The sequence below is a fragment of the Mycobacterium sp. FW102-FHT13B02 genome (assembly GCF_058790275.1).
This window is the reverse complement of the sequence record NZ_JBYTCM010000038.1, coordinates 1-24,557: the sequence shown is the minus strand read 5'-3', so window position 1 is coordinate 24,557 and position 24,557 is coordinate 1. Positions and strand designations below refer to the sequence as shown.

The window sequence follows — 24,557 nt, the reverse complement described above, 5'->3', positions numbered from 1 at the left end:
TGTCCGATCCCATTGAACATCGCAGTCTGGCTCCGCGGTTGCTGGGTTTTGCAAGGTTTGTCGGGACGTCCTACTGTGGTTTGTCCCGAAATACTTTGCATTTTCGGTGGGCTGACGGCTATATCCCGTACGCCGATCTCGCATCCCCGGCGTCAACCGACACTGTCTGTCGGCGAATTCTGAAAGTAGACAGCCGAGGGTCCCTTGGGTTGTCTCACCGGGTGCTGTTTGGAGGATGCTTTCGGTGGAGGTTGGTGTTCGCGGTCTGGGCATCTATCTGGTCGATCAGACGAATCTGTCCGAGGTCGGCACCGCAGCCGATCTGTGTGTGCAACCAACCCAGGGCGGTTCACGGTGAGCGCTTTCGTGTGCTGGCAATCATGCAAACCGAAACCACCTCTGGTGGAAACACCAAAACCACCTACACAGCAACGTCTTTCGAGCGAATCGATCAGCCGGTCTGACCAGTGATCGCGCTACTCTGACTTGGTCTGTTTCTTCTGGGTGACGCGCACGCAAACCCAGCGGAAGGACTGTGCTGCCGAAATCGGCGCTGTTACATGTCCCAGTAACGCGTTACGCGCGATCGTGCGCGGGTGCGACCCTGTCGTGCAGGGCGGCATGTTCTGCGATGTTCGCGTGTGGTGCAGCGGCGGACCCGCCAAGTTGGCAGGCCCGCCGCCGCGGGTGAGGGTCTAGTAGCGGCGGTGCCGCTACCGCCTTGGGGGCAGGGGCGTTGCTGGGGTGTTAGGCACCTCCGGGCCGCTCTGGTCACCGCCCCGAACATTGTCGTTGTCCGGAGCTCCCGGAACATCGGGAGCGTCGCCGGGTTCGGGTGCATCCACCACCGGAGCATGTGGGGCCGGTATTGGGGTGGCATGTGCCAGCGCAACGCCGTTGCCGATCATGCCGGCCAGCAGGGCCGCGCCTACCGCGGCCGCCATCGTGCCTCTGCGAATGGTCACTGTTATTTCCCTTTCATTCGATTCTCCGTCGATCTGGCGATGCATTGACCGTGCACGACTGCGGCTGAGCTGCCACTGAACGCGCCTGAGAAATGCGACAGGTAGCACCGCACGGGCATACCTGGTGAGGTTTAGCAGCGGCCGAGCCTCGCACGCTGTGTTGTGGCGGACTGGTCAGTGGCAGCTATGTCGCTGCCGGCACCACAGCCCATCCCGGGTCATGCACAGAGAGCACCGAAGGTGCAGTCCCGCGATCGCAGCGCGACGCTTTGTGCCAATCGCGCGGCCGGGCCGGTTGTCAGTTCATGTTCCAGGGTTCGCCGTAGGTGGTGACCGAGTCGCCTGTCTTGGAGATCAGGCGTGCGAACGGGCGCAGCAGCACCCCTCCGGCGGCGCCAGTGACAGTGCCGTGCGCGTTGGACACCGCCACTGAGCGATGCGGACCGGACACGTCCACCGAGAACGTCGCCACTTCCTGGACGCCGGGGCCGTTACCCAGGTCAGCGGAAATCGACACTCCCGGAAGCAAGTTCGGGGTGATGATGCCGCCACAGCACGCGCCGCGCAGCGTCCCGGGACCGACATTGTCGAGCAGGATGTTCGGCGTGGTGTAGCTGAAGTTGATTCCCACGCCCAGTGACCACGGGAACCCGATCTGGTAGCCAAGCTCCAGGGTGCCCGCGAAGTCGTCGCAGCCCGCGCCTTCACACGTGTACGCGGCTTTACCGGAGTGGAACCACTCTCGAGTCAATCTGTTGCGGTCGAGGGGGAGCACCCCGTTGAGGAACGTGTCCCATTGCTGCACAGTCAATGTCCGGTCGTGCCCGTCGACCAGGCTCAGTTCGTTGTCCAGGCCAGCACGAGCGGTACCGGCGCCGGCAACCTGCACAGCCGTGGCGATGCCACAGGCGATAACCGCGCGAAAAAGTGTTCGCACCGGGGTCCTCCTCGATTCTCTGCCGATGACGCCGAGCGCATCGCCGCGGCACGTGATCGTGGCAAATGCTTGCTGAGAGATCGCCAAGACCGCGGTGGCGCCCTACAGTGCACAGGCATGCGCAGCATCGGCTGGATCTCCCCGGCCCGTTGGGGGATCCCAGTGCGGTCGGCGGCGGTGTCCGCAACGGTCGTCCTGGTGGCGTTCATCGTCACTAGCGCGGGCCTGATCACGGTGCTCAACACCACCCTGCTTGCCAGCATCGATGCCGCCGTTACCGACCGGATCACCAATCTGATCTCGGCCCTGCACGATGACTCGCCTGCCGACCTGGACGCCTCGCTGCTGGCCATCGATCAGCGGATTGCGACGGTCCAGGTGATCAACGAGGCCGGCGAGGTGGTGCGCCGATCCGCCGGCGCTCCCACCACGGCGGTCATACCGGTTACCGACGTCGGCTCAGACCGCCGCCACGTTGTGGTCGGTGACGGGACCGATGACGGCTTTCGGATCAGCGGCCAGCACATCCTTACGCCCCAAGGCGGCTACACGATCTTGGTCGCCGGTAGCAGCGAATCCGCCGAATCGACGCTGAAAACTGTTGCGCTGCTTCTCGGTGCAGCTGCACCAATTATCATCGCAGCTGCGGCTGCCGCCACCTATCGGCTGGTGAAACGGTCCCTGCGTTCGGTGGAGGCGATCCGGGTCCGCGTCTCCGACATCTCCACCACCGACCTGTCAGAGCGGGTGCCGGTGCCCGAACACCGGGACGAAATTTCGGAGTTGGCCCACACGATGAACGCGATGCTCGCCCGCATCGAATCCGGGCACACGGCGCAGCGCCAATTCGTCGGCGATGCCTCCCACGAGCTGAGAAGTCCACTGGCGGCGATTATCTCGGCGTTGGAAGTGGGCCAGGCCCATCCGGAGCTGCTGAATACGGAATTGACCGCCGGCACGCTGATTCCCGAGGCCTACCGCATGCAGGCCCTGGTCGAAGACCTGTTGCTGCTGGCCCGGGCCGATGAGCGCGCGCTACTGCCGCGCGTCGAGGACATCGACCTCGACGATCTCGCCGAGCGCGAGGCGACCCGGCTCCGACGTGCAAGCACCCACACCGTCTACACCGATTTGCAGCCCGCCCGAGTAACCGGAGACCCCGGCACCCTGACGCGGGTGTTGCGCAACCTGCTGGACAATGCCAACCGCCACGCTCACTCACAGATCGACATCTCGGTGCACCATCGCGACAGCTGCATCGAGATGACCGTCAGCGACGACGGTCCCGGTATCCCGCCGGCCAAGCGGACAGCGGTATTCGACCGTTTCGTGCGGCTAGATTCCTCGCGATCGCGCGGCGGCGGCGGCACCGGCCTCGGCCTGTCAATCGTCGCCGAGATCGTGGCCGCCCACGGCGGCCACGTCTCCATCAGTGAACGCCCTGGTGGCGGCACCGCAGTGCGCGTCAGCCTGCCGTCACGGCAATAGTCGGTAGCCAACGCCGCGGATCGTCTCAATCGTGTTGGTGCCAAACGGCGAATCGATCTTGCGGCGCAGGTAGCCGACGTACACCTCAACCACGTTGTCCTGCCCCTCGTAGTGCACATCCCATACCCCGCGCAGCATGTCCGCCTTTGTCACGACCGTGTCTTTATGCCGCATCAGAAACTCCAGCACACCGAACTCCCTCGGCGTCAACACGATTGGCGTGCCGGCGCGGGTCACCGTGCGACGCGACGGGTCAAGCGACAACGTCCCGGCGGTGAGCACCACCGGTCGTTCCGGCGCGCCCCGGCGTATCAATGCACGCAGGCGGGCCACCAACACCCGATAAGGGAACGGCTTGGTCAGATAGTCGTCGGCACCGAGATCGAAGGCATCGGTCTGATCGTATTCACCATCCTTGGCCGTCAGCATCAGCACCGGCGTCCATACACCCTGTCTCCGCATCTGCCGCAGCACCTCGTAGCCACTCAGTCTTGGCAGCATGATGTCGAGGACCACTACGTCGTAGCCGTTTGTGACGGCCTCATGCAGCCCCTCGATGCCGTCTTCGGCGGTCGCCACCACAAACCCGTCAGCTTTGAGCCCAGCGGACAGCGTCGTAGATAGGGCCGGTTCGTCTTCGACGAGAAGAACCTTCACCTGATTTGCCACCGCATACCGGTTACCTGCACAGCGCCGACGCCGCGCTCGTCAACCTCCATGTCCTCCTTGCAAATCGACCATTCGGCAGTTCTGCCGTGGCGCGCATTCGAGTGCGACGATGGCACAGGGCTTACGTCAGTGGCGGGTCCTGCGTTCATTCGACGTCCGCAACCAATATGGGTGGGCAGACTTCAGCGGCCGGAAATCGCTGATGTAGCCGCGCGATCAGGAACTGTGCGTGGTGGACATCGCGGCGTAGCTGCGCGATATAGAGCCGGATCGCCCTTGCGTATTCGGGCGGCCCGGGGCAGGCGTCTAGCTCAGCTTGGGCGAGCCTCGGCGCCATCGCAGCCAACTGATCCTGAAGCGCCGCGATCAATGCAGTGGCTTGGGCGGTATTCGGATCGGTCATGCCCCCGATCGTGACACGCGTTGACCGATGTCCGCACCAAATGTGGCCCGGCCACATGCGAACCGGTCTCAGCGTCCTCTCAGCGTAAGACGCGCGTGTGTGCGGACTCGTCAGTGTTTCTCAGCGTCGGTTCAGCGTGCGATATCTACAGTCGGCGGCCATGACCCCTGCCACCCGCCCGCAAACCCGCACCTGGCAGGTGACTGCGAGCAAAGTGCCCGAAGTCACCGTCTGGTTTTGGCTGATCAAGATCCTGTGCACGACCGTCGGGGAGAGTTTCGCCGATTGGATCAACGTGGGTCTGGGTGTCGGCCTTGAGCTGACCGCGGTGATCTTCACCGTCGTGCTGGGTGCGGTCTTGGCCGTCCAGCTGCGGCTGTCGCGCTATGTACCGACGGTGTATTGGCTCACGGTCGTGGTGGTCAGCGTGGCCGGCACTCTCTACACCGACATCCTCACGGACACGCTCGCGGTTCCGCTGTCAGTGAGTACAGCGGTCTTCACGGTCGCGCTGGTGGTGGTGTTCTGCGTCTGGTACGCCCGGGAGCGCACCCTGTCGATCCACAGCATCACCACCCGGCCGCGTGAAGTGTTCTACTGGCTCGCCGTTCTGGTCACCTTCGCCCTGGGCACCGCGGCCGGTGACTGGACCCTGGCGCTGACCGGGTGGCCCCCCGGAATATCGGTCCTGCTGCCGCTGACCCTGATCGCCGCGGTTGCCATCGGCTGGCGCTTCGGGGTGAATTCAGTGCTGTCGTTCTGGCTGGCGTATATCTTGACCCGCCCGCTTGGCGCCAATCTCGGCGACTTTCTCGCCGCGCCGCAGACCGACCACGGATTGGGGTTGAGCTACGGGCTGACCAGCGTGATCTTCCTGGTCGCTATCGCCGCCGCGGTCATCTACCTCACCGTCACCCGCGTCGATGTCATCGAGGCACGGCAAGAGACGGCGCAACAATCAACATCGCCCAGTCCGGTACGACGGGTGTCGGTTGTCAGCACGGTTGGCTACTACGCCGTCGTTGTCCTGGCTGCCGGCGCGCTGCTGCAGTGGGCATCGATGCAGCCGCACTCCACGAAAAGCGGCAGCGAGGAAGAGCCTGGACCGACCGCAGCTGCTGCGCCCCTCACACCGGGCAAGGTCAGCGCATTTCCGGCTGCCGATGTCGCGAACTTCCGCACGATCACGCAGGACACCCTGGTGAAGGTGACCGCGGGAGACCAATCCGGTGCTCGGGCCCGAATCACCGACCTGGAAACCGCATGGGATCACGCTCAAGACCGGCTACAGGCGATCGACCCCGACACCTGGTCGGTTCTGGACCATCAGATCGACGCCGTACTCAAATCGATCAGGTCCGCCAATCCCATAACCGACGATGAAAAGCGCACCCTGACAACGCTGTTGGATAGTCTGCGCTGAACGCCCGCCGCAGGCGGCGCGACGGTGAGACACGAGCAGGCGCTCGGTGCCGGGGCCTGCAGCAGCGAGCCTCGCTCGAGGGCTCCAGCCGAGCGTTACCTTCGGGTATCACCGACGTGACAACAACACCCGATAAAGGCCACGATGGACCCCGATACCCGAATCTTCTACTACATCAACGATTTCGCGCGTGACACGCCGTGGCTACACCAGGTCGCGGCCGCATATGCCAACGGTGGCATCGCGCTGTTCGCTGCCCTTCTGCTGGCCGGATGGTGGATCGCCCGGCGACGCAACAACTCCGCCGCGATGGCCGCGGCATTATGGGCGCCGCTCGGAGTACTGCTCGCCGTGGCCATCAACCAACCCATCGCAAACACCATCAACTCGACCCGCCCCTGTAACGCGTTGCCCCACATCGTGGTCCTGCACTGCAACACCGACGGTGGATTCCCCAGCGACCACGCGATGATGGCCGGAGCGGTGACTGCTGGAGTGTGGCTGGTCAGCCGGCGCCTCGGCATCGTCACCGCCATCGCGGCAGTAGTGATGGCGTTCGCCCGGGTTTACGTCGGTGCTCACTATCCGCAGGACGTGCTGGCCGGCCTTGCACTGGGCGCGGCCGTCAGCTTCGCCGGCTACGCGGCAGTGCGACCGCTACTGCGGTGGGTAGTCGATCGAGTCGCACACTCGCCGTTATGTGTGCTGACCTGCACATCCGCCACAGAGCCGCCACGATTCGCTTCCTAAAATTGGCCTGCGACAATACTTCTCGGCGATCACCGCCGTGGTATCAACGCGTGGAACGCGATTCCTGTCGCAGGCGTGGCCGCCGGAGCAGCCGGCCGCTGGGTACTGAACATGGACGCGGTTACTGCGAAGTGAAGCGACCGAGGAAACCACTCCTATTCCAGCGCCAGCGCGCGACCCCAGCCCTGTTCTCAGCGTCTCCACAGCGCCGCGCATGCAGGATCGGGGAATCGTATGACGCGATCGTCAGCGGAAGGGGCGATGACGGCCATGGATCTCCGCAAGGCGAGACGGCTGGGCGCACTGGCCGCCGTGCTGGTGCTCGCGGGCTGTGGCCATGGCCACACGAATCCGGCCACGGTCCGATCCTCGACCGCAAGGGCGACTGCATCCGAGACCAACCCCGCCGGCGACATCCCCGATAGCCAGGTGTACGTCCCGTTCACCTTGCCTGATGGGTCATTCACGGTGTCGGTGCCAGAGGGCTGGTCACGCAGCACCGACGGTAACGCCACGGTGTTCACCGACAAAACCAACACCGTGCGGCTCGAATCTCTCGCGCAGCCAACCGCGCCCACGGTGCAATCGGTGAAGACCCAGGTGGTGCCCGCGATCGCGGCCGCCACCCCGGGTTATCAGCCCGGTTCGGTCAGCATGGTGCAACGTGATGCCGGGCCGGCGGTACTGGCCACCTATCAAGCAACCAGCCCGCCCAACGGGGTCATCGACAAATTGATCACCGACGCAGTGCAGCGCTACGAGTTTTGGCACGCCGGGCGCACCGCCATCATCACCGTATCCGGGCCAGTCGGCGCCGACAATGTCGACCCGTGGAGCACCATCACCAACTCGGTAGTGTGGCAATGACCATCACGCCGCCAGTGGTGAACGCCCATGAGCTGTACCGATTTTTTCGCAGCGAGGACGAAGAAACGCAGGCGCTGCGCGGAGTGTCCTTGACGGTGCACCGCGGCGAATTCGTCACCGTCACCGGCCCCTCCGGGTCAGGCAAATCCACACTTCTTTCCTGCCTGGCGGGGACCGACGACCCTGACGGCGGCAGTGTGCAGATCGGCGGGAAGCGGATCAGCCACCGGCCGGAACGTATCCGATGCGCCATCCGCGCGGCCCACATCGGGCTGCTGTTTCAAACGGCGAACCTGTTCGAACACCTCACGGTTGCCCAAAACGTGGCGCTGGTCAGCGCACTGGTGAAAAACCGGCACCGCACTGCGATCGCCGAGTCGCTGGCCCGACTGGGAATCGACCACCGTGCGAGCGCCTATCCGCGCCAACTGTCTGGTGGCGAGCTGGCTCGCGCTGCGATCGCCGTCGCGCTGGCCAACGATCCGGCGGTGCTGCTGGCCGACGAGCCGACCGGTGAGCTCGACAGCACCACCGAAGAGGTGGTGCTCGACTTGCTGCGGCAGGCGGTCGACCGTGGTGCTGCGGTGGTGGTCGCCAGCCACAGCACAGCCGTCGTAAACACCGCCGACCGGGTGATTCGCCTGCACGACGGGCGGGCGCTCGAGTGACCGCCGCGGATCACCTCGACGCCGCGACAAGGGCTGACGTCGCGCAGTGCACGGGTGTGGACCGGGTCTTCGGCAGCGGTGCGGCGGCGGTTACTGCGGTGCGCGAGGTCACCTGCCGCGTCCCACCGGCGGCGCGTATCGCGCTCACTGGTCGTTCGGGATCGGGCAAGTCGACGTTGCTGCACCTGATCGCCGGCCTGGACACCCCGAGCCGTGGCACGATCAGCTGGCCTGCGCTAGGCGTCGACCGGCGGGGCCGGCCGGCCGGAGTCGGGGTGGTGTTTCAGGGAACAAGCCTGCTCGATGACCTCGATGTCATCGAAAATGTCTCGTTACCAGTGCTTTTCGCGGGAATGGCGGCCGCCGACGCGAACCGGCGAGCACATCTGGCGCTCACCGACGTCGACATTGCCGAGCTGACGCACCGACTGCCCGAGGATCTCTCTAGTGGTCAGGCTCAGCGCGTCGCGATCGCCCGGGTCCTGGCGGCGCGGCCCACGTTGATCCTGGCCGACGAGCCGACCGGGCGCCTGGACCGCCACACCGGTGAGCGCGTGATCACCGCGCTGCTGGCCGCCGCCGATACCGCCGGCGCCGCAGTCCTCATCGCCACCCACGACGACGCCGTCGCGGCGCGCTTGCCCACTCACTGGAGCATGCGCGACGGCCGGTTGGACTGCACCTCATGATCGGCCTGTGGACGTGGGGACTGCTGCGCCGCCGCGCCGGCAGATTGATATTCACCGCCGTCGGCGTGGCCGCCGCGGTCGCGCTGCTGGCCAGCCTGGGCTCTTTTGTCGCCTCGGCGCAGGCCACCATGACCCAGCGCGCGGCGGCGCGCAGCGTCGTCGACTGGCAGGTGCAGGTTCAACCCCAGGCCGCCAGCACCGCCGCCACGCTCGACCGCGTGCGCTCGACACCGATCGTTCGCGCCGCCGTGCTGGCCGGCTACGCCCACACCACCGGCCTCACCGCGTCGCCCTCGAGCACGACCCAGACCACCGGGCCCGGCATGGTGCTCGGTGTCCCCCCGGAATACTCCACGTTGTTCCCTGGGGTGATTCGGCCGCTGACGGGCGCCGACAACGGGGTCGTGCTAGCCCAGCAGGCAGCCGCCAACCTTCACGTCAAACCCGGTGACACCGTGCAGATCGGCCGCTCCGGTCTGCCACCCGCCCACGTCGTCGTCGACGGAGTCGTCGACCTGCCCACCGCCGACCAACTGTTCGCCAACATCGGTGCCCCACCAGGCGCCCAACCGGCGGCGCCGCCCGACAACGTCGTGCTCCTCGGCGCTGCCCTGTGGCACCAGATTTTCGACCCGCTCGCCGGTGCGCGGCCGGATCTGGTGTCCACCCAGATCCACGCTGCCCTACACCATGACCTGCCGCCCGATCCGGGTGACGCCTACCTGCAGGTGACCGGCGCGGCGCACAACCTAGAAGCCCGCAGCGCCGGAGGCGCCGTGGTCGGTGACAACTTGGGCGCCACGCTGGCCGCGGCGCGCAGCGATGCCGCCTACGCGCAGATCCTGTTTCTGTTCCTCGGCGTTCCGGCGGTCGTGCTCGCCGGGTTGCTCACCGCGACGGCGGTGGCCGCCGGGGCCCCGCGACGGCGCGGCGAGCAGGCGCTCTTGCGCGCCCGCGGCGCGGCCGCGCCGCAACTGCTGCGCCTGGCCGCCGCTGAAGCCGCGGTCATCGGGCTCGGCGGCGCAGCTGCCGGGGTGGGCGCCGCAGTCGCCGTGGGGCACACCACCTTCGGCGCTGCGGGCCTGTGGTGGTGGACCGTCGGGGCGGTGCTGGCCGGCTTGTTCATCGCCGGTCTGGCCGTGGTCGCACCGGCCTGGCGCGACCTACGGCGCCATGCGCCGGCCGACCACACCACCTCCGCGCCCGCCCGGCTACCGGCGTGGGCGCGCTGGGGTCTGGACATTGCGGCTCTGGGGGCGTGCGTAGCGCTGTTCTTGGACCTGCGGCGTGGGGGCTACCAGCTGGTGCTGGCCCCCGAGGGAACACCGACCATCTCGGTGTCCTACTGGGCATTCGCCGCGCCCGCACTGCTGTGGGTCGGGGCCGCCCTGCTGACATGGCGCCTGGCCGACCTGCTGATGGGCCGTGGCAGGCCGCTGGTCGGCGTGGCGCTGCGGCCCATGGCTGGCCAGCTCGCACCGATCATCGCCAACACCGTCACGCGCCGGCGCCGCACTCTGGCTGTGGCGACGGTGCTGCTCGCCCTGGCCGCCGCGTTCGCCGCCTCGACCGCCATTTTCAACGCCACCTACCGCACTCAGGCCTTGGTGGATGCGCTGCTGACCAACGGCGCCGACGTGACGGTGACCGAACCTCCGGCGTCGTCGGTGCCGCCGCAGGCCGCGTCAACACTTCGCGCCATCCCCGGTGTACGCGCGGTCGAGCCGATCCAACACCGGTTCGCTTACATCGGTGCCGACCTTCAGGACCTCTACGGAGTCAATCCCAACACGATCGGCGCCGTTACGGCTTTGCAGGACAGCTACTTTCAGGGTGGTAGCGCTAAACAGCTGCTGGCTGAGCTGGCCGCGCAGCCCGATTCGATTCTGGTCAGCGCCGAAACCGTGAAGGACTATCAACTACATCCCGGCGACACGCTCAATCTGCGCCTCACCGACACCCGAAGCCATCAACCGGTCACGGTGCCGTTCCGCTACATCGGCGTGGTGGCCGAATTCCCCACGGCCCCAAAAGACAGCTTCTTCGTTGCCAACAGCAGCTACGTGGCCGCGCACACCGCAAGCAACGCCGTGGGCGCCTTTTTGATCGACACCGGCGGCCGCGGCAGCGTTGCCGTCGCCGCTAAGGTGCGCGCGCTGGTCGGAACCAGTGCCATTGTGACCGACATCGCGACTGTGCGCGGCACCGTCGGGTCCAGCTTGACCGCGGTCGACCTGGCCGGGTTGACCCGCGTCGAACTCGGCTTCGGGCTGCTGCTGGCCGTCGCGGCGGCGGCCCTGGTCCTCATGCTGAGGCTGACCGAACGGCGGCGGAATTTCGCGATCGCCACCGCCCTCGGCGCCCACCGACGCCAGCTTCGCGCGTTCGTCGCTGCCGATGCCACGCTGCTCGCCGTGATCGGGCTGGCCGGCGGGACGGCCCTGGGGTGGGCGGTCGCCGAGATGCTGGTCGCGCTGCTTAATGGTGTCTTCGACCCGCCACCGCACAACCTCACTGTGCCGTGGACGTACCTGGGCACACTTGGGGCGGCAATCATCGCCTCGATCGCTGCTTCGGTGGAGATCATCACCAGACTCGCGCGACGCACACCCCTGGCAACGCTTCGCGAGCTGTGAGCGTCGCGACAGCGTGGCCGTGATCGTCCTTTCCGGGAGTTTAGGCCGCAGTCAGCTACCGCGGTCAGACCGGACTCTCAGCGCCCTCTCAGCGCCGGTCGGTAACACTGCAGTCGGCCTATTTCACCCAACAACATGCGCCCTCCGCATGACGCGAAACGTCCTGTCCACCCGTGTTTCTCGACACCATTTCGCTGCCCGGGCCGGTGTCGACCACTGTGTCCATCCGTTCCCGTTCGCAAAGGTAGCCCCTTGAGCACCCCCACCAGCAGACCGAGTTCTTCCTCCGCACTGACCCGCATCGGCGCGCTGCGGGTCCCCGAGATCACCGCGGTGTTCTGGATCGTCAAGGGATTGTCCACCGCCATGGGCGAATCCACCTCCGACTTCCTGGTGAACAGCATCGACCCGCGGATCGCGGTCGTGCTGGGTTTCCTCGCCTTCGTCGCGGCCCTGACCGTGCAGCTGCGCCTCGGCCGCTACAACGCCTGGGCGTATTGGGGCGCGGTGGTCATGGTCGGCGTCTTCGGCACCATGGCCGCCGACGTGATGCATGTCGTCCTCGGCATCCCCTATCCGATCTCCACTGGTTTCTACGCCCTAGTCCTCGCGGCGGTCTTCCTCGCTTGGTACCGCACCGAACACACTCTGTCGTTCCATGCGGTCGACACCAACCGCCGAGAGCTGTTCTACTGGGCCGCGGTCATGGCGACCTTCGCCATGGGCACCGCCCTGGGCGACCTCACTGCCTACACACTGCATCTGGGTTACGCCGCCTCTGCGGCGGTCTTCGCCCTGCTTATCCTGATACCCGCCGCAGGCTACCGCTGGCTGGGCTGGAATCCGATCGTGTGCTTCTGGACCGCCTATGTCGTCACCCGTCCGCTGGGCGCCTCCATCGCCGACTGGCTCGCCAAACCCACCGGCACCAGCGGCTTCGGCCTGGGCGACGCGCCGGTGGTCGCGGTCCTCGGCCTGCTCATCCTCGCGTCGGTTACGTACTTAGCGATCACCAAATCCGATGTGCAGCAAGCCGTCCACTCCGATGGGCCGCACCGCGAGGACTCCCGTGCTGCGGCGGGGACCAGACCGCTCAGCGATCCGATGATCGGTTCTTCACCCGATCTCGGCAACGCGCTGGAGACAACCAGCGGGGTCCCGAATCAGTCGTTAGCCAGAGAGGCTAACAGTCGTTAGAATCTGCTTGGACGGCGTGGGGCTGGCGACAAGGAGGCTGGATGAGCGGTTCAGCTCTGTTCATTACAGTGTTCCTCGCTTGCCTGGTGGAAGCAGTGGAGGCTTTAACCATTGTGCTGGCCGCCGGTACCGCACGTGACTGGCGCTCGGCGCTGATGGGTGTGGTTGCGGCGGCAACGGTCCTGGCCGTTGTCGTAGCCGTGCTCGGGCCAGCGGTGTCAGCAGTACCGTTAAGCGCATTGCGCATTCTTGTCGGTGCGTTACTGCTGATCTTCGGTCTGCAGTGGCTCCGCAAAGCGATCCTGCGGGCCAGCGGAAACAAGGCCAAGCATGACGAAGCGGTGGCGTTTCTGAACACGCTGTCGATTGCACGGCCGGCGAAAACCATTAGCCGCGCCGGCGTTCCTGATTGGTATGGCTTCACCCTGTCGTTCAAAGGTGTGACGCTCGAGGGCCTTGAGGTTGCCTTCATTGTGGTGACGTTCGGCGGGAACCAACACAACATTCCGCTGGCGGTCCTCGCCGCCAGCGCAGCAGCGGCGATCGTACTTGTCGCTGGAATCGCCCTTCGCGCACCGTTGGCGGGGGTACCAGAGAACGGGATGAAGTTTGTTGTCGGCGTCATGTTGACCGCGTTCGGACTGTTCTGGAGCGCCGAAGGGGCGGGCGCACACTGGCCGGGCGGTGACATCGCGCTGTTGTTTCTCATCCCTGGAATCGCCGTCTACGCCCTCACTCTCGTCGCGGTGTTCCGCGTCCGCTCCGGCGCGCCGGTGGGCCTGCTGTGATCACACGCCTGCGCGCGTTCGCCGCATTCTGGTACGACTTCATCGTTGGTGACGACTGGCGAGTGGCCGTGGGAGTGTTTGTCGCGCTGGCGATCACAAGAGAAGTAGCGCTGGGTCACACGCTGCCAGCGTGGTGGATCACCATGGTGGCAGTCGCCGTTGTGCTGCCCGTTAGTGTCTATCGAGCGACCCGTCGGCGCCCCGATCGCCACCGTGAAACCACCGCTGGCGAAGGTTGATCCGTGCCGACCGACGGCGACGCGAACCGACCTAGTGGAGCACCTCCGACAAGCCCTGACCAGCAGACCTGGCTGCTATTGGTGTACCGGGTCCCAACCGAGCCGACACGGCTGCGCGCCACCGTCTGGCGTCGGCTCAAATCGATGGGGGCGGTGTACCTGCAGAATTCGGCTGCAGTCCTGCCCGCCCACGATGCGGCCGAACGCGCCTTGCGCAAACTGCACCACGAGATACTGGGGATGAACGGCACAGCGGTGCTGCTGTCCTGCGCTGCGCTTGCCGGCGAACACGGCGTTGTTTCATTGTTCCAGGCCGCCCGCGACAGCGAATACGAAGAGATCCTGGACAAATGTGCGGACTTCCACACGGGCCTCGAGAAGGAGTACGCAGCCAGCCACTTCACCTACGGCGAGTTGGAAGAAAACGAAGTCGAGCTAGGCAAGCTGCGCAGCTGGTTCGGCCAAGTCAAAGCGCGTGATGCGTTCGGGGCGCCCACGCAAGCGCTCGCTGCAGAGGCACTAGACAATTGCGAAGTCGCACTGGAGCTTTACGCCGCACGGGTGTACAGCGAGCAGGACGAGGACCGCTGACTGGCGATGCACGACGCGGCGTTGATTTGTTCACGCAGCCGCCATGGGAGGACACCTGTGCCCCCTAAAGTCGCTGACAAGCATCGAAACACATTCTTTCGCAACATATTATCGCCGAGGTGGGAGGACAGGTTGCCGGATGCGTCCATCATTCGGAGGCTTGACTGTGCTGTGGCCATACCTGGCCACAGTTGCCGCGTCGATCATCGCCTCGATCGCCGCCTCGGTAGAGACCATCAGCACACCTGCGCAACGTGCGGCCCCGGCAACGCTGCGGGAGCTCTGAAGCCCCAATTGAAGTCGTCGACCGCGAACCCCTATTCCATGTCGCGTCGATCGACAAGACTCGCAGCGGGCATGCCGAAACCCCGGGGGCGTACGGTCCCGCGCCTGAACATCACTCGGTCAAGCGAGCCCTCTCAGACTATCAGCAGTTGGTGTGCCTTACCTTAGTTAAGTGGTCCTGTCTGATGCCGTGCCGAATCTGCTGATCGGGCTGCGGGAGGGGCTGGAAGCTGGCCTCGTGGTCAGCATCTTGCTCGCCGCCGTGCGCAAGTCCCCTGCCGCGGCGGAGGTGCCGCGGCCGACCGCCCCGGTCTGGCTGGGTGTGCTGGGCGCCATCACGGTGTCGGCGAGTGTCGCTGCGGTGCTGAGCTCAACCACGAGCTCCTTCGGCGCGCGCGGCCAGGACATCCTCGGCGGACTGCTCAGCGTGGTCGCGGTGGCACTGGTCAGCGCGATGATCTTCTGGATGTCGCGCACCGCGACCAATCTCTCGGGCGAGCTGAGCGGCAAGGTCCGTGAAGCGCTGATGCTGGGTGCCGGTGCACTCGCGCTGACGGCGTTTCTTGCCGTCGCCCGCGAAGGCCTGGAAACTACGCTGTTCTTGTGGACCGCCGCCCGCGCGGCGGGCGAATCCGTCGGCCCGATCATCGGCGGGGCACTCGGCCTGGCGATCGCGGTCCTGTTGTGCTGGGGGCTGTACCGGCGGTCGGTGCGGATGAACCTGAAAGTGTTCTTCACCCGAACCGCCGTGCTGCTGATCGTCGTGGCCGCGGGCATCCTTGCCTACGGTATCGGTGATCTGCAGACCGCGGGCTGGCTACCGGGCCGGTCGTGGTACGCGTTCGATTTCAGCGGACACGGGTGGGCCGACTCGTGGTGGGTGGCCATCATCACCGGCATCACCCAGCTCACGCCGCGCATGACCGTGCTGCAGGTGCTGGGGTGGGCAGGGTATCTGGCCATCGTCATCCCCGCATTCCTACGGTCGTCGCGGCACACCCCGGTCCGCTCCACCGAGACTAGCGCCGAAAACCCATCACTGCCTTCGAGTTTCAGTCGGCTGATCGCGCATCGCCCACTGGTCATAGCGGTGGCGGTGGTGCTGGCGCCGGTCGCGGCGGCGGCTGCCGTGATCGCGGTGTTGCCGCGATCGCCTCGATTCGAGGCCACCCAGGTGACCGTCACCGCCTCGACCTGCGCCGCGGACTGGTCCTCGGCGCGGCCAGGAGCCCAGACGTTCACCGTGATCAACAAGTCCGGTAAGACCGGCGAGATCACCCTCGTCGATGCCGCCAACGGAGTGGTCGGCGAAATCGAGACCCTGGGCCCGACCACCAGCGCGCCGCTGGCGGCCACCCTGGGGGCGGGCAGCTACAAGTTCACCTGCCTGCTGGCCGGTCAGGCCCCGACCACATCGCCAGCCAGACAGATCACGGGGCCACCGGTTGCCGACACCACGGCAGCGGTCCTGCGGGTGACCGAGACCGATCTGAAGCCCGCGATGCAAGCCTACAAAACCTACGTCGCGGGACTGTTGGTGACGCTGGCTGACCAGGTGCACCAGATCCAGGCGGATCTGGGCAGCGCGAATCTTGCTGCCGCCAGATCGGATTGGACTCCGGCGATGCTGACCTGGACCCGGGTCGGCGCCGCGTACGGAAGCTTCAGCGACTACGGCGACGCGATCGCCGGACTCCCGCACGGCCTGCCCGGCGGGGTGAATGACCCCGGTTTCACCGGGCTTCGCCGCCTGGAATACGGCCTATGGCATGGTCAACCCGACACGCAGCTGATCGCGGTCGCCGACAGGCTGGCTGGTGACATCGCGCAACTGCGCGCCCGTCTCGCCGATGCGTTGCCGGCCCCGGTCGACCAGACCAAGCGCCCCCACGAGATCCTCGAGGACATGCTGCGATTCCAGCTGATGGGTGACACCGACCAAGGCGCGGGAACGGAGTACGCCGAAACCTCTGCCGCCGTCGAGGCCACCCGAGCCTCCCTGGGCCAGTTCGCCCCGCTGATCGCAGCGCGCGCACCAAAACTGTTGCCCCAAACCAACTCTGAACTCGACGCGCTCGACGCAGCGCTGCGCGCGACACAGCTGAATGGGCATTGGGTTTCGTTGGCGCAGGTCGCGCCGAACCAGCGGCGCGCCGTCAACGCCGCACTCGGACAGGCGCTGGAGACCCTCGCCGCGGTGCCCCTGCTTCTCGAACTTCCACCCAGCCGTTAGGAGCCCGCAGACATGGACGTCAGCCGTAGACACTTCCTGCGCGGCGCCGCCGCCGGCGCCGCCGGGACCGCGATCACCGGTGCCGTACTGGTCGAGGGCAAGGCCGTCGACGCCAATGCCGCCACCGTGGCCGCCCCGCCGCAGCAGTACCCATTCCACGGCGCACATCAGGCGGGCATCCTGACCCCGGCCCCCGCGCAGAAACAGAATTTCGCCTGCCACGTCGCCCTCGATGTCACCGCCCCCGGCAAGGGCGCACTGGCCCAGGTGCTCACCACTCTGACCCAGCGCGCGCGTTTTCTGACCGCTGGCGGCGCTCCGCCCCAACTGGGCATCGGAGCCCCTCCCGCCGACAGCGGAGTCGTGGGCCCACTCGTGACGGCCGACGGTCTGACGATCACCGTCGGCGTGGGTGCGAGCCTGTTCGACGACCGCTTCGGTCTGGCCGATCGCAAACCCGCCAAACTCAAGCCAATGACGGTGTTCCGTAACGACTTTCCGGATCCGGCGTGGACGCATGGGGATGTGGTCGTGCAGCTGTGCGCGCACAATCCCGACACGGTGCATCACGCATTGCGCGACATCATGCGCGCCGTGCGAGGTTCGATGCAGTTGCGCTGGCGCATCGACGGATACAACTCACCGCCACGCCCGTCCGGTACCGGCCGCAACCTGTTGGGATTCAAGGACGGCACCGCCAACCCCGTCTCAGCCGATGCCGAAAACCTGGTGTGGGTCACCGATCCAGACGAACCCGCCTGGACCCACGGCGGCACCTACCTGGTCATCCGGCTCATCCGCATGCTCGTCGAGTTCTGGGACCGGGTATCGATCAACGAACAAGAACGGATGTTCGGCCGGCGCCGCGACAGCGGCGCCCCCCTGGATGGCAACAACGAATTCGACATACCCAACTACCCGGCCGACGCCGAGGGCAAGACCATCCCGCTGGACGCCCACATCCGGCTGGCCAACCCGCGTACCTCACAGACCGACAACCAGCGCCTGCTGCGCCGGTCCTACAACTACGACCTCGGCGTCGACACCAACGGCAACCTGCAATCAGGCCACGTCTTCGTGTGCTTCCAACAAGACATCGACCGCCAATTCGAAACCATTCAACGCCGGCTCACCGACGAACCCCTCGTCGACTACGTCCAGCCCTTCGGCGGCGGCTACTTCTTCGCCCTGCCCGGACTGACCGACGAAAACGACTGGTACGGCAAGACGCTACTGGCCTGAACAAATCGGCAAACCCAACGCCACCCGCCACGTAGGTCAGCACACCCACGTCCGTGGCGATTGACCCGACCAACCACGGCTCGCCGGTAGCTGCTCGCTTGACCATGCTCACCACACGTGTCGGAAGAATGCGCCGCAGGGAACCCTCGATGCCGGCGACCAAACGTCGTGGTACCGCCGTTGGGCCCGCGTCGAAACTGCTGGCGCAATTGGGGATCCACGTCTCAGGGTCCTTTCAGGGTGTCAGCTGTAAGTGTGGACTAGTGGGCGGCTTTGGTGTTCTTTGCGCCAAAGCCGTTGAGATGCCTGATGATCAGCGTCGATCTTGGCATGTTGCGCTCGATGTGGCCCGTTGTTGGTTCGACGTCGACGGAAGCGGCGGACATCCAAACCGGTAAAACGGAAAGGCGAGAACCGATGAGCGAGAGTGCGAAGCAGGCACTGACTAAAGTGCCGGCTGTCACCTTGGGCTTTTGGGCCATCAAAGTAATGGCGACGACATTGGGTGAGACCGGTGGCGACACCGTGACGATGACGCTGAATTGGGGCTACCTAGCTGGTGCGGCGCTGTTCGGCGGATTGCTTGTGGTGTTGGTCGTCGCGCAGATCGTTGCCGAGCGCTTTCATGCCAGCCTGTACTGGGCCACGATCGTTGCCTCGACGACGTTTGGCACGGCATTGGCTGATTTTGCCGACCGATCACTCGGCATCGGATACACGGGTGGGTCGTTGCTGTTATTGGTGTTTCTTGTGGCCACTCTTGGTCTCTGGCGCTGGTCACAGGGCAGCGTCTCAGTGAACACCGTGGTGACACCGAAGGCAGAGGCGTATTACTGGGCCACTATCACCCTCTCGCAGACCTTGGGTACCGCCCTAGGTGATTGGCTCGCTGATACGGGCGGGTTGGGTTATGACGGCGGTGCGTTGGTTTTTGGCGCGGCTCTGGCGATCGTTGCGGGGCTGTACTACTGGACCAGCATGTCGCGCGTGGCGCTGTTCTGGTTGGCCTTCATACTGACCCGACCGCTGGGTGCCACGGTGGGCGATTTCCTCGATAAGCCGGTGGCCGAAGGGGGATTGGACTTGAGTCGCCCAGTGGCGTCAGCTGTGCTGGCAGCCATCATCATCGTGCTGCTTATCGTGCTACCGCAGCGCCCGGGACAGCACCCCGGCCACGACGATCCGAGTCCGCCCCCCGATGACGCCACTTCGACCGTAGGCCGGCGATCGGCAGCCAGTTGATGTGCGTCAGCAAGGCCAATCTGCGACGATCCGGAGGCTATCCGTGGTGCCCACCATCCCGGTGGGCAACGACCCCAGTAATCGGTCCCGGTACGGTTCAACTGAGCGAGGATTGCTCAGACAAAAAGTGGCCTGCTTGATGTTGCGGTCGGCTCGGCGTTGCTGGGTACGTGCCGTCGGTCGTATTCCTGTGCGCGGATGCCGCCATAGTCGTGTAGTGAGGCGCTGGCCGAGATCGTCGCGGTCATGCCGGCCATCTGGGCGGCCCATTCGCGGACGAGCACGGGTCGGAGGTGGCGGTGGTGCAGGATGCTGCTGCCGCCGCACCGCTTGACCGCGAACCAGCGCGCTTCGCGCTGGGTGCGCTCGCGGCTGGCACTGTTGGGATTGGCTGGCCGGGTCGCGCCGCACTCGCGGGTTTCGGGGAACGTCTTGTCCGGCCGGCTGGACGGCCGATGGCTGTCGAAGATCATCCAGTGTCGGATCGCGTCGGCACGCTTGTTGTCCAGGTCGGGGACGGCTCGACCGAGACGATGGCACGCTTCGGTCAAGAACATGCGCTGCCCGGCGGTATCGCCGGAGGCACGTTGGCGCCAGGCCGGGTCGGTGATCAGTTCGGCGAGGCTGACGGCTTCGGGATAAACCGCGGCGAACAGCAACGAGGTGCTGTAGGAGGTGGTCTCTGTTCCCGGCGGGATCAGCCAACGTGCCCGTTGATCCCAGCGGTGAACGGCCGCGGTGGCGTGGTCTCGTTGTGGCCACTGGGTCCAGAGGTGACCGCAGAACAGGAACCCGGTCAGCACCGCGTCGAACACCGCTGCCGGGCTGTGGTGGGCCAGCAGCCGGTTGTGCCGACGCTGGGCGAACACCATCTGGTCACTAACCCGATCATGCAGGGGTGTGGGCGGTTGCCCGGCGTCGGGTGGGCCGATCCAGTAGCGATGGCGGATGCAGACGTAGTGGTGGTGCGGCAGCAGTAGCAGGACTGGTCCGCCGTCGTGGCGGGCGTCGCAGCGGCCGCAGCCCGGCTGGGATTGGTGGCGCCACGCCGTCCAGTCCGGTGACGGGTCGCGTAGTTCGGGCAGCGCCAGCCCCAGGTGCGCGGCCGGGCGGCCGGTAAGGACCGCGAGCCGCTCGGCCAGCACCACCCGGCCTTGTGCGCGGCCGGAGCGGTCTGCGACCTTGGTGGTGGCGACGTGGTTCCACAGTTCACCCGCTGGTAGGCCGTGCAGTACCGCCAGACGGGTCAGATAGGAACGGACAGTCTCGTGGCGGGCCGGTCCGGCGGGGATCGGTAGGCGTGCCAGCACGGTCAGCCGATCGCCCGGCGTGAACGATCGGTGGCAGCGCTACGTTCGGCTGCGTAATCGACCGGGACAAGATCGAGCAGCGGGCGGGTGATCTGTTCGGTGCCGTCCTCGATGGCCAGGACTGCCGCGCCGCGGACCAGGTGGGACAGGCTGCCGATCATGCCGCCACTGCGCCGGTACAGGTATTCATCCAGCGCGACCAGGGAGCCGGTCTTGTGCCGATGCAGCCTCACCGTGGATTCCATGGTGGCGACCAGCGCTCGCCACTGCTCACGCTGCTCACTGGTGCCGTAAGCGAACGCGCTGGCCCCGATCATCGTGAAGCGGCCGGCGATCTGCCGGCCCCGGACCCCGGCGAACAACCCGGCCGCTTCGACGTCGATGCCGGCGTAAATGAACGTTGCTGGTAGCCGCTCGGCGAAGTACTTCAGCTGGTCGGATACTTCGGCGCCAGGGCGGGTGGTCAGGTTCAGGTTGTGCACCTCGTCGACGAGTACCAGCTCGACACCCGTGTGGGCCGCGGTGTGGCAGACCGCGTCCACGATGTCGGTGATGTTGACCCGGCCGGTGAACGACAGCCCGAGGAAGCGGGCGAACTCCATCGCCAGCATCCGCGCGGTCGATGCTGGCGGCACGGTCACGTACAGCACCGGCAACCGATACACGTCATGCGGGAACCGGCGGCGAATATGCAGTTCGTGGGTTCGGCCCAACTGCGTCAGTGCGGTTGTCTTGCCGGTGCCCGACTCCCCGGACACGATCAGACCCCGCCGAGCGGAAACCTGATTGCGGTTCAACTGCACCAGCAGCCGCGCGGTGGAGATCACCTTCTGGATGGTTGGGGTGTTCGCCAACGGCAAGTCGCCGTGGTAGGCCTGCCGCGCCTCCTTGACCGCTTCTCGCTCAGCTTCGGTGAGCAACTCCAGGGTGGCCGGGTTGTGTCCGTCGGGCGCGACGGGTTGGCGGTTGACGAATCGCTGCCATCCTTCCTTGGTCGTCAGCGGCTCATCGGCCCCGACCGCTGCTGAGGCGTCACTGTCGTTTCGGTTCACCATTTGTCGGCCTCGGCGGCGGCGTCGAACACCCCGAACGGGATCACCGTCGCCAACGCCGGTTCAGCGTCGACAGTCGGCTCGCGTTCTGGCTCCGCACGCTCGGTCAGCGTGCTCACCGGATTGGTAGCGCTGGTCAGGCGGGTGCGGGCAGCGACCCGGTCGGTACGCTTGTCCACCGGCCCGGCCGCTGCGCGGGTCAGCAGATCATCCAGCACCCGGGCGACCTGCGTCTGGTTGGTGTCGTCGCCGCCGCGCTGCGCGGTCAGGACGCGGGCGTGGCGCCAGGTGAACTCCGCGAACGGCGCGGTCACCATCGGCAGATGCGTCCACGGGACGGTCAACCACCCATCCCGGGTGCGCACGAACACCCGTGTCGCGTCGTAGGGGTCGTAGTGGACCTCCCAGAGCCCGCGGCGGGCGGTGACCCCGGAGTGTTGCAACCGCAGCGGCCCGAGTTCAGGGCAGTCGTAGGTGCGGTAGTCGATGATGATTCCGTAGGCGTTGATCTGCCGCGAGGTCACCGGCAGCAACTCCAAATAGTCTTCCCCGGTCAGAGTCAGCGGCAGATACCCGGCCGCGGCAACCAGCGCGGCGTACTTCTCGTTCGGACTAAGCACGCGTCGCGGGGCCAGCGGGTCGCGTAGCGCGTCGTGCGGGCGGGTCTGCCAGCCGGCCAGTAGCCACTCATCGAGCAGGTCCTGCAACTCGGTCAGCGTCCATGCCCCGGACACGTCGGCTCCGCGCCGGGTCGGGTTGGGGCCGGTGTAGGAGGCAACGTGCTGACAGAACAGCGTGTTGATCGACCCGAACGTGGCCTCCACGATCGCTTTATCGGTTGGGGTGCGGGGCCGGGCCTGCTGCACCGAAATCCCAAGCCGCTCACAGGCTCTGGTGAACGTTTCGGAGACGAACACTTTCCCGCCGTCGATGGTGATGGTGTCCGGGACGATCACGGGTTTGGCTGCCGCCAGCTCCATCCGTGCGTCGATGTCCAGCAGCCTGGCGTGTGGCAATACCGACGCCGACATCCGCAACGCCTGGTTCCATCCGGGGCGCATCGGTTCGGGAACCAGCATCCGAGCCAGGAGCAGGGCGGCGTCCACCGCCTTCGTCCCGACCGGTCTCAGCACCGCCGCGCAGATCGTGCGGGTGGCCACGTCCACCACGATCGTCAAGTCAGCCCGTGCCGGTGTGCCATCGTCGAGCAGCACCAGCACGTCGATCGGGGTCGAATCGATCTGCACCTGCTCACCGGGCCGCGCGGCGAACGACGGGGTGAACATCCCCGCCGGACGGTTCGCCGTCTGCCGCCGCGTGACCGCCGACCCGAAACTGTGCCGGCCGGTGGCCAGTGCGTCGATCAGTCGGTAAAACGTCGAGCGCGACGGGATCGGCACTGCCCCCACGCCGTGTTCGTCTTCGAGTTGCTTCCGCACCCGGCGGATCAGCCGCGTCCGGGTGCCGGTCGAGGTGTTCGTCTCGGCATCCAGCGCTGCCCGCACCGCCGCGACCACCCGTGTGTCGACCCGGCCGGTGACGGTCCACTCGCGGGTGGATCGTTGATCGACCAGACCCCACAAGCCCTGCCGGGCGTACCGCGCGCGCCTGGTCTGCACGGTACGGACACTGACACCCAGCTCAGCGGCCTTGACCGCATCGCGGTCGGTGACCGTCGTCAGCGCCGGGTCGAACCCGTCGCGGGGCACCGCACCCGGCTCTGCTGCCGGCGGCAGTCCAGTCTCGACCTCGACCACATGCCGTTCCCATTCCCGGGCCGCATCCACGACGTCAGCCGGCAGGCCCTCCAGCAGGCCGAACGGCTCCACCCCCACGGGCTCATCGTGATCGACCAGCTCGAAGTCGGGGCAGGCCAGCAGATGCGAGGCCAGCACGACCTGCTCGACACCCTCGTCTGAACGCAGCCGCACCGAGGTGCCGACCAACCCCAGCACCTGGTGCTCGCCGCCGTCGAACACCACCCGATCACCGGGGCACAGCACCCCCGGCCTCATCACACGCACACCAGCGGTGTTGCCTCACCCAGCGGAACCGACAGGTCGGTCGCCAACCGTTGACGCCAGAGCAGATGAAACAACACCGGCAGCACGCCGATCGGATCCCCCACCGCCTCCGCGCCGGCCAGCAGCGGCATCGGAGCTGCGAACACCTTCAGCAACGACACAGCGACCGTCGGGATGTCGTGGCGCTCGTGGCGGTAGCCCGACAGCCACCGCAGATTGCCCTGTAGCACCGGGTCCAGCCCCGCGACCAGCCGATACTCCCAACCCAGCCGCTCGCACGCCCGCTCAGTGACGGCGAACTTGACCAAGTCCCGCGGCCGGCGCCGCTTGACCGGGCGGCAGTCGATCACTAGCCCGCTGCCGTCACGGCGGCGGGCGAACAGGTCTGGCGCATGCGCCACCGGCTTACCTCCCGCGCCGGTCCAGTGCAGCCAGAACGGCTGTGCCGCGATGCCGACCACCTGCGGGTCGAAATCCAGCAGCATCACGTGATCGCGCTCCAGCCACGACTCAAACCCAACATGGCTGCCAGTCGTCGCGCACCACCACCGGCCACTCAGATGCCGCTGCCCCTTATGTGGCCGGTACCGTCGTACAGGCAGCCCCTCCTCGAACGGCACTCGCACGGCGGCGTCGAGGGCGCACCACTGACGCTCAACGTCGGAGGTCACCCACTCGACTTCCACGTTCTCCGCCTCGGTCACATTGGCGGCTACTTCGGCCGGAGCCATCGTCACGGCGAACATTCTTCGCCATCACACGGACCCAACCCGGCAACGACTCGCAACCTACAACGAGACATTCGCAACGTCACTCGCAACCTAAGTCGAGACTTCGCAACCTTCACTGGGACCAGACA

23 protein-coding genes are annotated in these 24,557 nt (G+C 66.2%); 15 read left to right on the top strand and 8 right to left on the bottom strand.

The features are described from left to right. Positions 1 to 713: 713 nt before the first annotated feature. Positions 714 to 965: a hypothetical protein gene (locus AC3WTE_RS31540; RefSeq protein WP_492443503.1), complete on the bottom strand. Its 252-nt coding sequence runs from the start codon at positions 963 to 965 to the stop codon at positions 714 to 716. Positions 966 to 1,263: 298 nt separating this feature from the next. Next, positions 1,264 to 1,902: a porin MspA gene (mspA, locus tag AC3WTE_RS31535; RefSeq protein ID WP_492443502.1), complete on the bottom strand. Its 639-nt coding sequence runs from the start codon at positions 1,900 to 1,902 to the stop codon at positions 1,264 to 1,266. A gap of 117 nt (positions 1,903 to 2,019) precedes the next feature. Between mspA and AC3WTE_RS31530 the strand changes: the two genes are divergently transcribed. After that, entirely contained in the window at positions 2,020 to 3,390 is a 1,371-nt protein-coding gene (locus AC3WTE_RS31530) for a sensor histidine kinase (RefSeq protein ID WP_492443500.1), read from the top strand. On the opposite strand, the gene AC3WTE_RS31525 is transcribed toward AC3WTE_RS31530, so the two are convergent. Together AC3WTE_RS31525 and AC3WTE_RS31520 are read right to left on the bottom strand one after the other, a co-directional pair. Further along, positions 3,379 to 4,047, bottom strand: coding sequence for a response regulator transcription factor (locus AC3WTE_RS31525; RefSeq protein ID WP_492443509.1), 669 nt, complete (start codon positions 4,045 to 4,047; stop codon positions 3,379 to 3,381). The genes AC3WTE_RS31530 and AC3WTE_RS31525 overlap by 12 nt on opposite strands. Positions 4,048 to 4,204: 157 nt before the next feature. After that, entirely contained in the window at positions 4,205 to 4,462 is a 258-nt protein-coding gene (locus AC3WTE_RS31520) for a hypothetical protein (RefSeq protein WP_492443498.1), read from the bottom strand. A gap of 160 nt (positions 4,463 to 4,622) precedes the next feature. Between AC3WTE_RS31520 and AC3WTE_RS31515 the strand changes: the two genes are divergently transcribed. From AC3WTE_RS31515 to AC3WTE_RS31450, 14 genes are all read left to right on the top strand, one after another. Further along, positions 4,623 to 5,885 carry a COG4705 family protein gene (locus tag AC3WTE_RS31515; protein ID WP_492443496.1) on the top strand — a complete coding sequence of 421 codons (1,263 nt, stop codon included), beginning with the start codon at positions 4,623 to 4,625 and terminating at the stop codon, positions 5,883 to 5,885. 144 nt (positions 5,886 to 6,029) lie between these two features. Beyond that, positions 6,030 to 6,635 carry a phosphatase PAP2 family protein gene (locus tag AC3WTE_RS31510; protein WP_492443494.1) on the top strand — a complete coding sequence of 202 codons (606 nt, stop codon included), beginning with the start codon at positions 6,030 to 6,032 and terminating at the stop codon, positions 6,633 to 6,635. Positions 6,636 to 6,869: 234 nt separating this feature from the next. Further along, positions 6,870 to 7,502: a hypothetical protein gene (locus AC3WTE_RS31505; protein WP_492443492.1), complete on the top strand. Its 633-nt coding sequence runs from the start codon at positions 6,870 to 6,872 to the stop codon at positions 7,500 to 7,502. Further along, complete coding sequence (locus AC3WTE_RS31500; protein WP_492443491.1) at positions 7,499 to 8,170, top strand: ABC transporter ATP-binding protein; 672 nt, start codon at positions 7,499 to 7,501, stop codon at positions 8,168 to 8,170. Before AC3WTE_RS31505 ends, AC3WTE_RS31500 begins: the two co-directional genes overlap by 4 nt. Beyond that, positions 8,167 to 8,859, top strand: coding sequence for an ABC transporter ATP-binding protein (locus AC3WTE_RS31495; protein WP_492443489.1), 693 nt, complete (start codon positions 8,167 to 8,169; stop codon positions 8,857 to 8,859). The genes AC3WTE_RS31500 and AC3WTE_RS31495 overlap by 4 nt, the downstream gene beginning before the upstream one ends. Continuing rightward, entirely contained in the window at positions 8,856 to 11,495 is a 2,640-nt protein-coding gene (locus AC3WTE_RS31490; RefSeq protein ID WP_492443487.1) for an FtsX-like permease family protein, read from the top strand. The genes AC3WTE_RS31495 and AC3WTE_RS31490 overlap by 4 nt, the downstream gene beginning before the upstream one ends. Positions 11,496 to 11,747: 252 nt before the next feature. After that, positions 11,748 to 12,692 carry a COG4705 family protein gene (locus AC3WTE_RS31485; protein WP_492443485.1) on the top strand — a complete coding sequence of 315 codons (945 nt, stop codon included), beginning with the start codon at positions 11,748 to 11,750 and terminating at the stop codon, positions 12,690 to 12,692. 41 nt (positions 12,693 to 12,733) lie between these two features. Next, entirely contained in the window at positions 12,734 to 13,480 is a 747-nt protein-coding gene (locus tag AC3WTE_RS31480; RefSeq protein WP_492443483.1) for a COG4280 domain-containing protein, read from the top strand. After that, complete coding sequence (locus AC3WTE_RS31475; RefSeq protein ID WP_492443482.1) at positions 13,477 to 13,719, top strand: hypothetical protein; 243 nt, start codon at positions 13,477 to 13,479, stop codon at positions 13,717 to 13,719. Before AC3WTE_RS31480 ends, AC3WTE_RS31475 begins: the two co-directional genes overlap by 4 nt. A 3-nt stretch (positions 13,720 to 13,722) precedes the next feature. After that, a complete protein-coding gene (locus AC3WTE_RS31470; protein ID WP_492443480.1) occupies positions 13,723 to 14,310 on the top strand; it encodes a Chromate resistance protein ChrB in 588 nt (195 codons plus the stop codon). A 160-nt stretch (positions 14,311 to 14,470) separates the two neighbouring features. Further along, on the top strand, positions 14,471 to 14,596 hold the full coding sequence (locus tag AC3WTE_RS31465; protein WP_492443478.1) for a hypothetical protein: 126 nt from the start codon (positions 14,471 to 14,473) through the stop codon (positions 14,594 to 14,596). A 171-nt stretch (positions 14,597 to 14,767) separates the two neighbouring features. Further along, entirely contained in the window at positions 14,768 to 16,828 is a 2,061-nt protein-coding gene (gene efeU, locus AC3WTE_RS31460; protein WP_492443476.1) for an iron uptake transporter permease EfeU, read from the top strand. A gap of 12 nt (positions 16,829 to 16,840) precedes the next feature. Further along, entirely contained in the window at positions 16,841 to 18,070 is a 1,230-nt protein-coding gene (efeB, locus tag AC3WTE_RS31455; protein WP_492443475.1) for an iron uptake transporter deferrochelatase/peroxidase subunit, read from the top strand. A gap of 417 nt (positions 18,071 to 18,487) precedes the next feature. Then, complete coding sequence (locus tag AC3WTE_RS31450; RefSeq protein ID WP_492443507.1) at positions 18,488 to 19,312, top strand: COG4705 family protein; 825 nt, start codon at positions 18,488 to 18,490, stop codon at positions 19,310 to 19,312. 116 nt (positions 19,313 to 19,428) lie between these two features. Here AC3WTE_RS31450 and AC3WTE_RS31445 read toward each other — a convergent pair whose 3' ends face one another. From AC3WTE_RS31445 to AC3WTE_RS31430, 4 genes are read right to left on the bottom strand one after another with little or no spacing between them, the layout of a single operon-like run. Continuing rightward, on the bottom strand, positions 19,429 to 20,622 hold the full coding sequence (locus AC3WTE_RS31445; RefSeq protein WP_492443474.1) for a TniQ family protein: 1,194 nt from the start codon (positions 20,620 to 20,622) through the stop codon (positions 19,429 to 19,431). 2 nt (positions 20,623 to 20,624) lie between these two features. Continuing rightward, positions 20,625 to 21,677, bottom strand: coding sequence for an AAA family ATPase (locus AC3WTE_RS31440; RefSeq protein WP_492443472.1), 1,053 nt, complete (start codon positions 21,675 to 21,677; stop codon positions 20,625 to 20,627). Next, complete coding sequence (locus tag AC3WTE_RS31435; RefSeq protein WP_492443470.1) at positions 21,671 to 23,689, bottom strand: TnsB C-terminal domain-containing protein; 2,019 nt, start codon at positions 23,687 to 23,689, stop codon at positions 21,671 to 21,673. The genes AC3WTE_RS31440 and AC3WTE_RS31435 overlap by 7 nt, the downstream gene beginning before the upstream one ends. After that, the gene (locus AC3WTE_RS31430) at positions 23,689 to 24,429 is read right to left on the bottom strand and encodes a TnsA-like heteromeric transposase endonuclease subunit (protein WP_492443505.1); all 741 of its coding nucleotides are present in this window, start codon (positions 24,427 to 24,429) and stop codon (positions 23,689 to 23,691) included. The genes AC3WTE_RS31435 and AC3WTE_RS31430 overlap by 1 nt, the downstream gene beginning before the upstream one ends. Positions 24,430 to 24,557: the final 128 nt, after the last annotated feature.

Coding starts and splice junctions, on each gene's coding strand:
- AC3WTE_RS31530 (WP_492443500.1), top strand. CDS start 2,020: ATGCGCAGCATCGGCTGGATCTCCCCGGCCCGTTGGGGGATCCCAGTG.
- AC3WTE_RS31520 (WP_492443498.1), bottom strand. CDS start 4,462: ATGACCGATCCGAATACCGCCCAAGCCACTGCATTGATCGCGGCGCTT.
- AC3WTE_RS31515 (WP_492443496.1), top strand. CDS start 4,623: ATGACCCCTGCCACCCGCCCGCAAACCCGCACCTGGCAGGTGACTGCG.
- AC3WTE_RS31510 (WP_492443494.1), top strand. CDS start 6,030: ATGGACCCCGATACCCGAATCTTCTACTACATCAACGATTTCGCGCGT.
- AC3WTE_RS31505 (WP_492443492.1), top strand. CDS start 6,870: ATGACGCGATCGTCAGCGGAAGGGGCGATGACGGCCATGGATCTCCGC.
- AC3WTE_RS31500 (WP_492443491.1), top strand. CDS start 7,499: ATGACCATCACGCCGCCAGTGGTGAACGCCCATGAGCTGTACCGATTT.
- AC3WTE_RS31490 (WP_492443487.1), top strand. CDS start 8,856: ATGATCGGCCTGTGGACGTGGGGACTGCTGCGCCGCCGCGCCGGCAGA.
- AC3WTE_RS31480 (WP_492443483.1), top strand. CDS start 12,734: ATGAGCGGTTCAGCTCTGTTCATTACAGTGTTCCTCGCTTGCCTGGTG.
- efeB (WP_492443475.1), top strand. CDS start 16,841: ATGGACGTCAGCCGTAGACACTTCCTGCGCGGCGCCGCCGCCGGCGCC.
- AC3WTE_RS31450 (WP_492443507.1), top strand. CDS start 18,488: ATGAGCGAGAGTGCGAAGCAGGCACTGACTAAAGTGCCGGCTGTCACC.
- AC3WTE_RS31440 (WP_492443472.1), bottom strand. CDS start 21,677: ATGGTGAACCGAAACGACAGTGACGCCTCAGCAGCGGTCGGGGCCGAT.
- AC3WTE_RS31435 (WP_492443470.1), bottom strand. CDS start 23,689: ATGAGGCCGGGGGTGCTGTGCCCCGGTGATCGGGTGGTGTTCGACGGC.
- AC3WTE_RS31430 (WP_492443505.1), bottom strand. CDS start 24,429: ATGGCTCCGGCCGAAGTAGCCGCCAATGTGACCGAGGCGGAGAACGTG.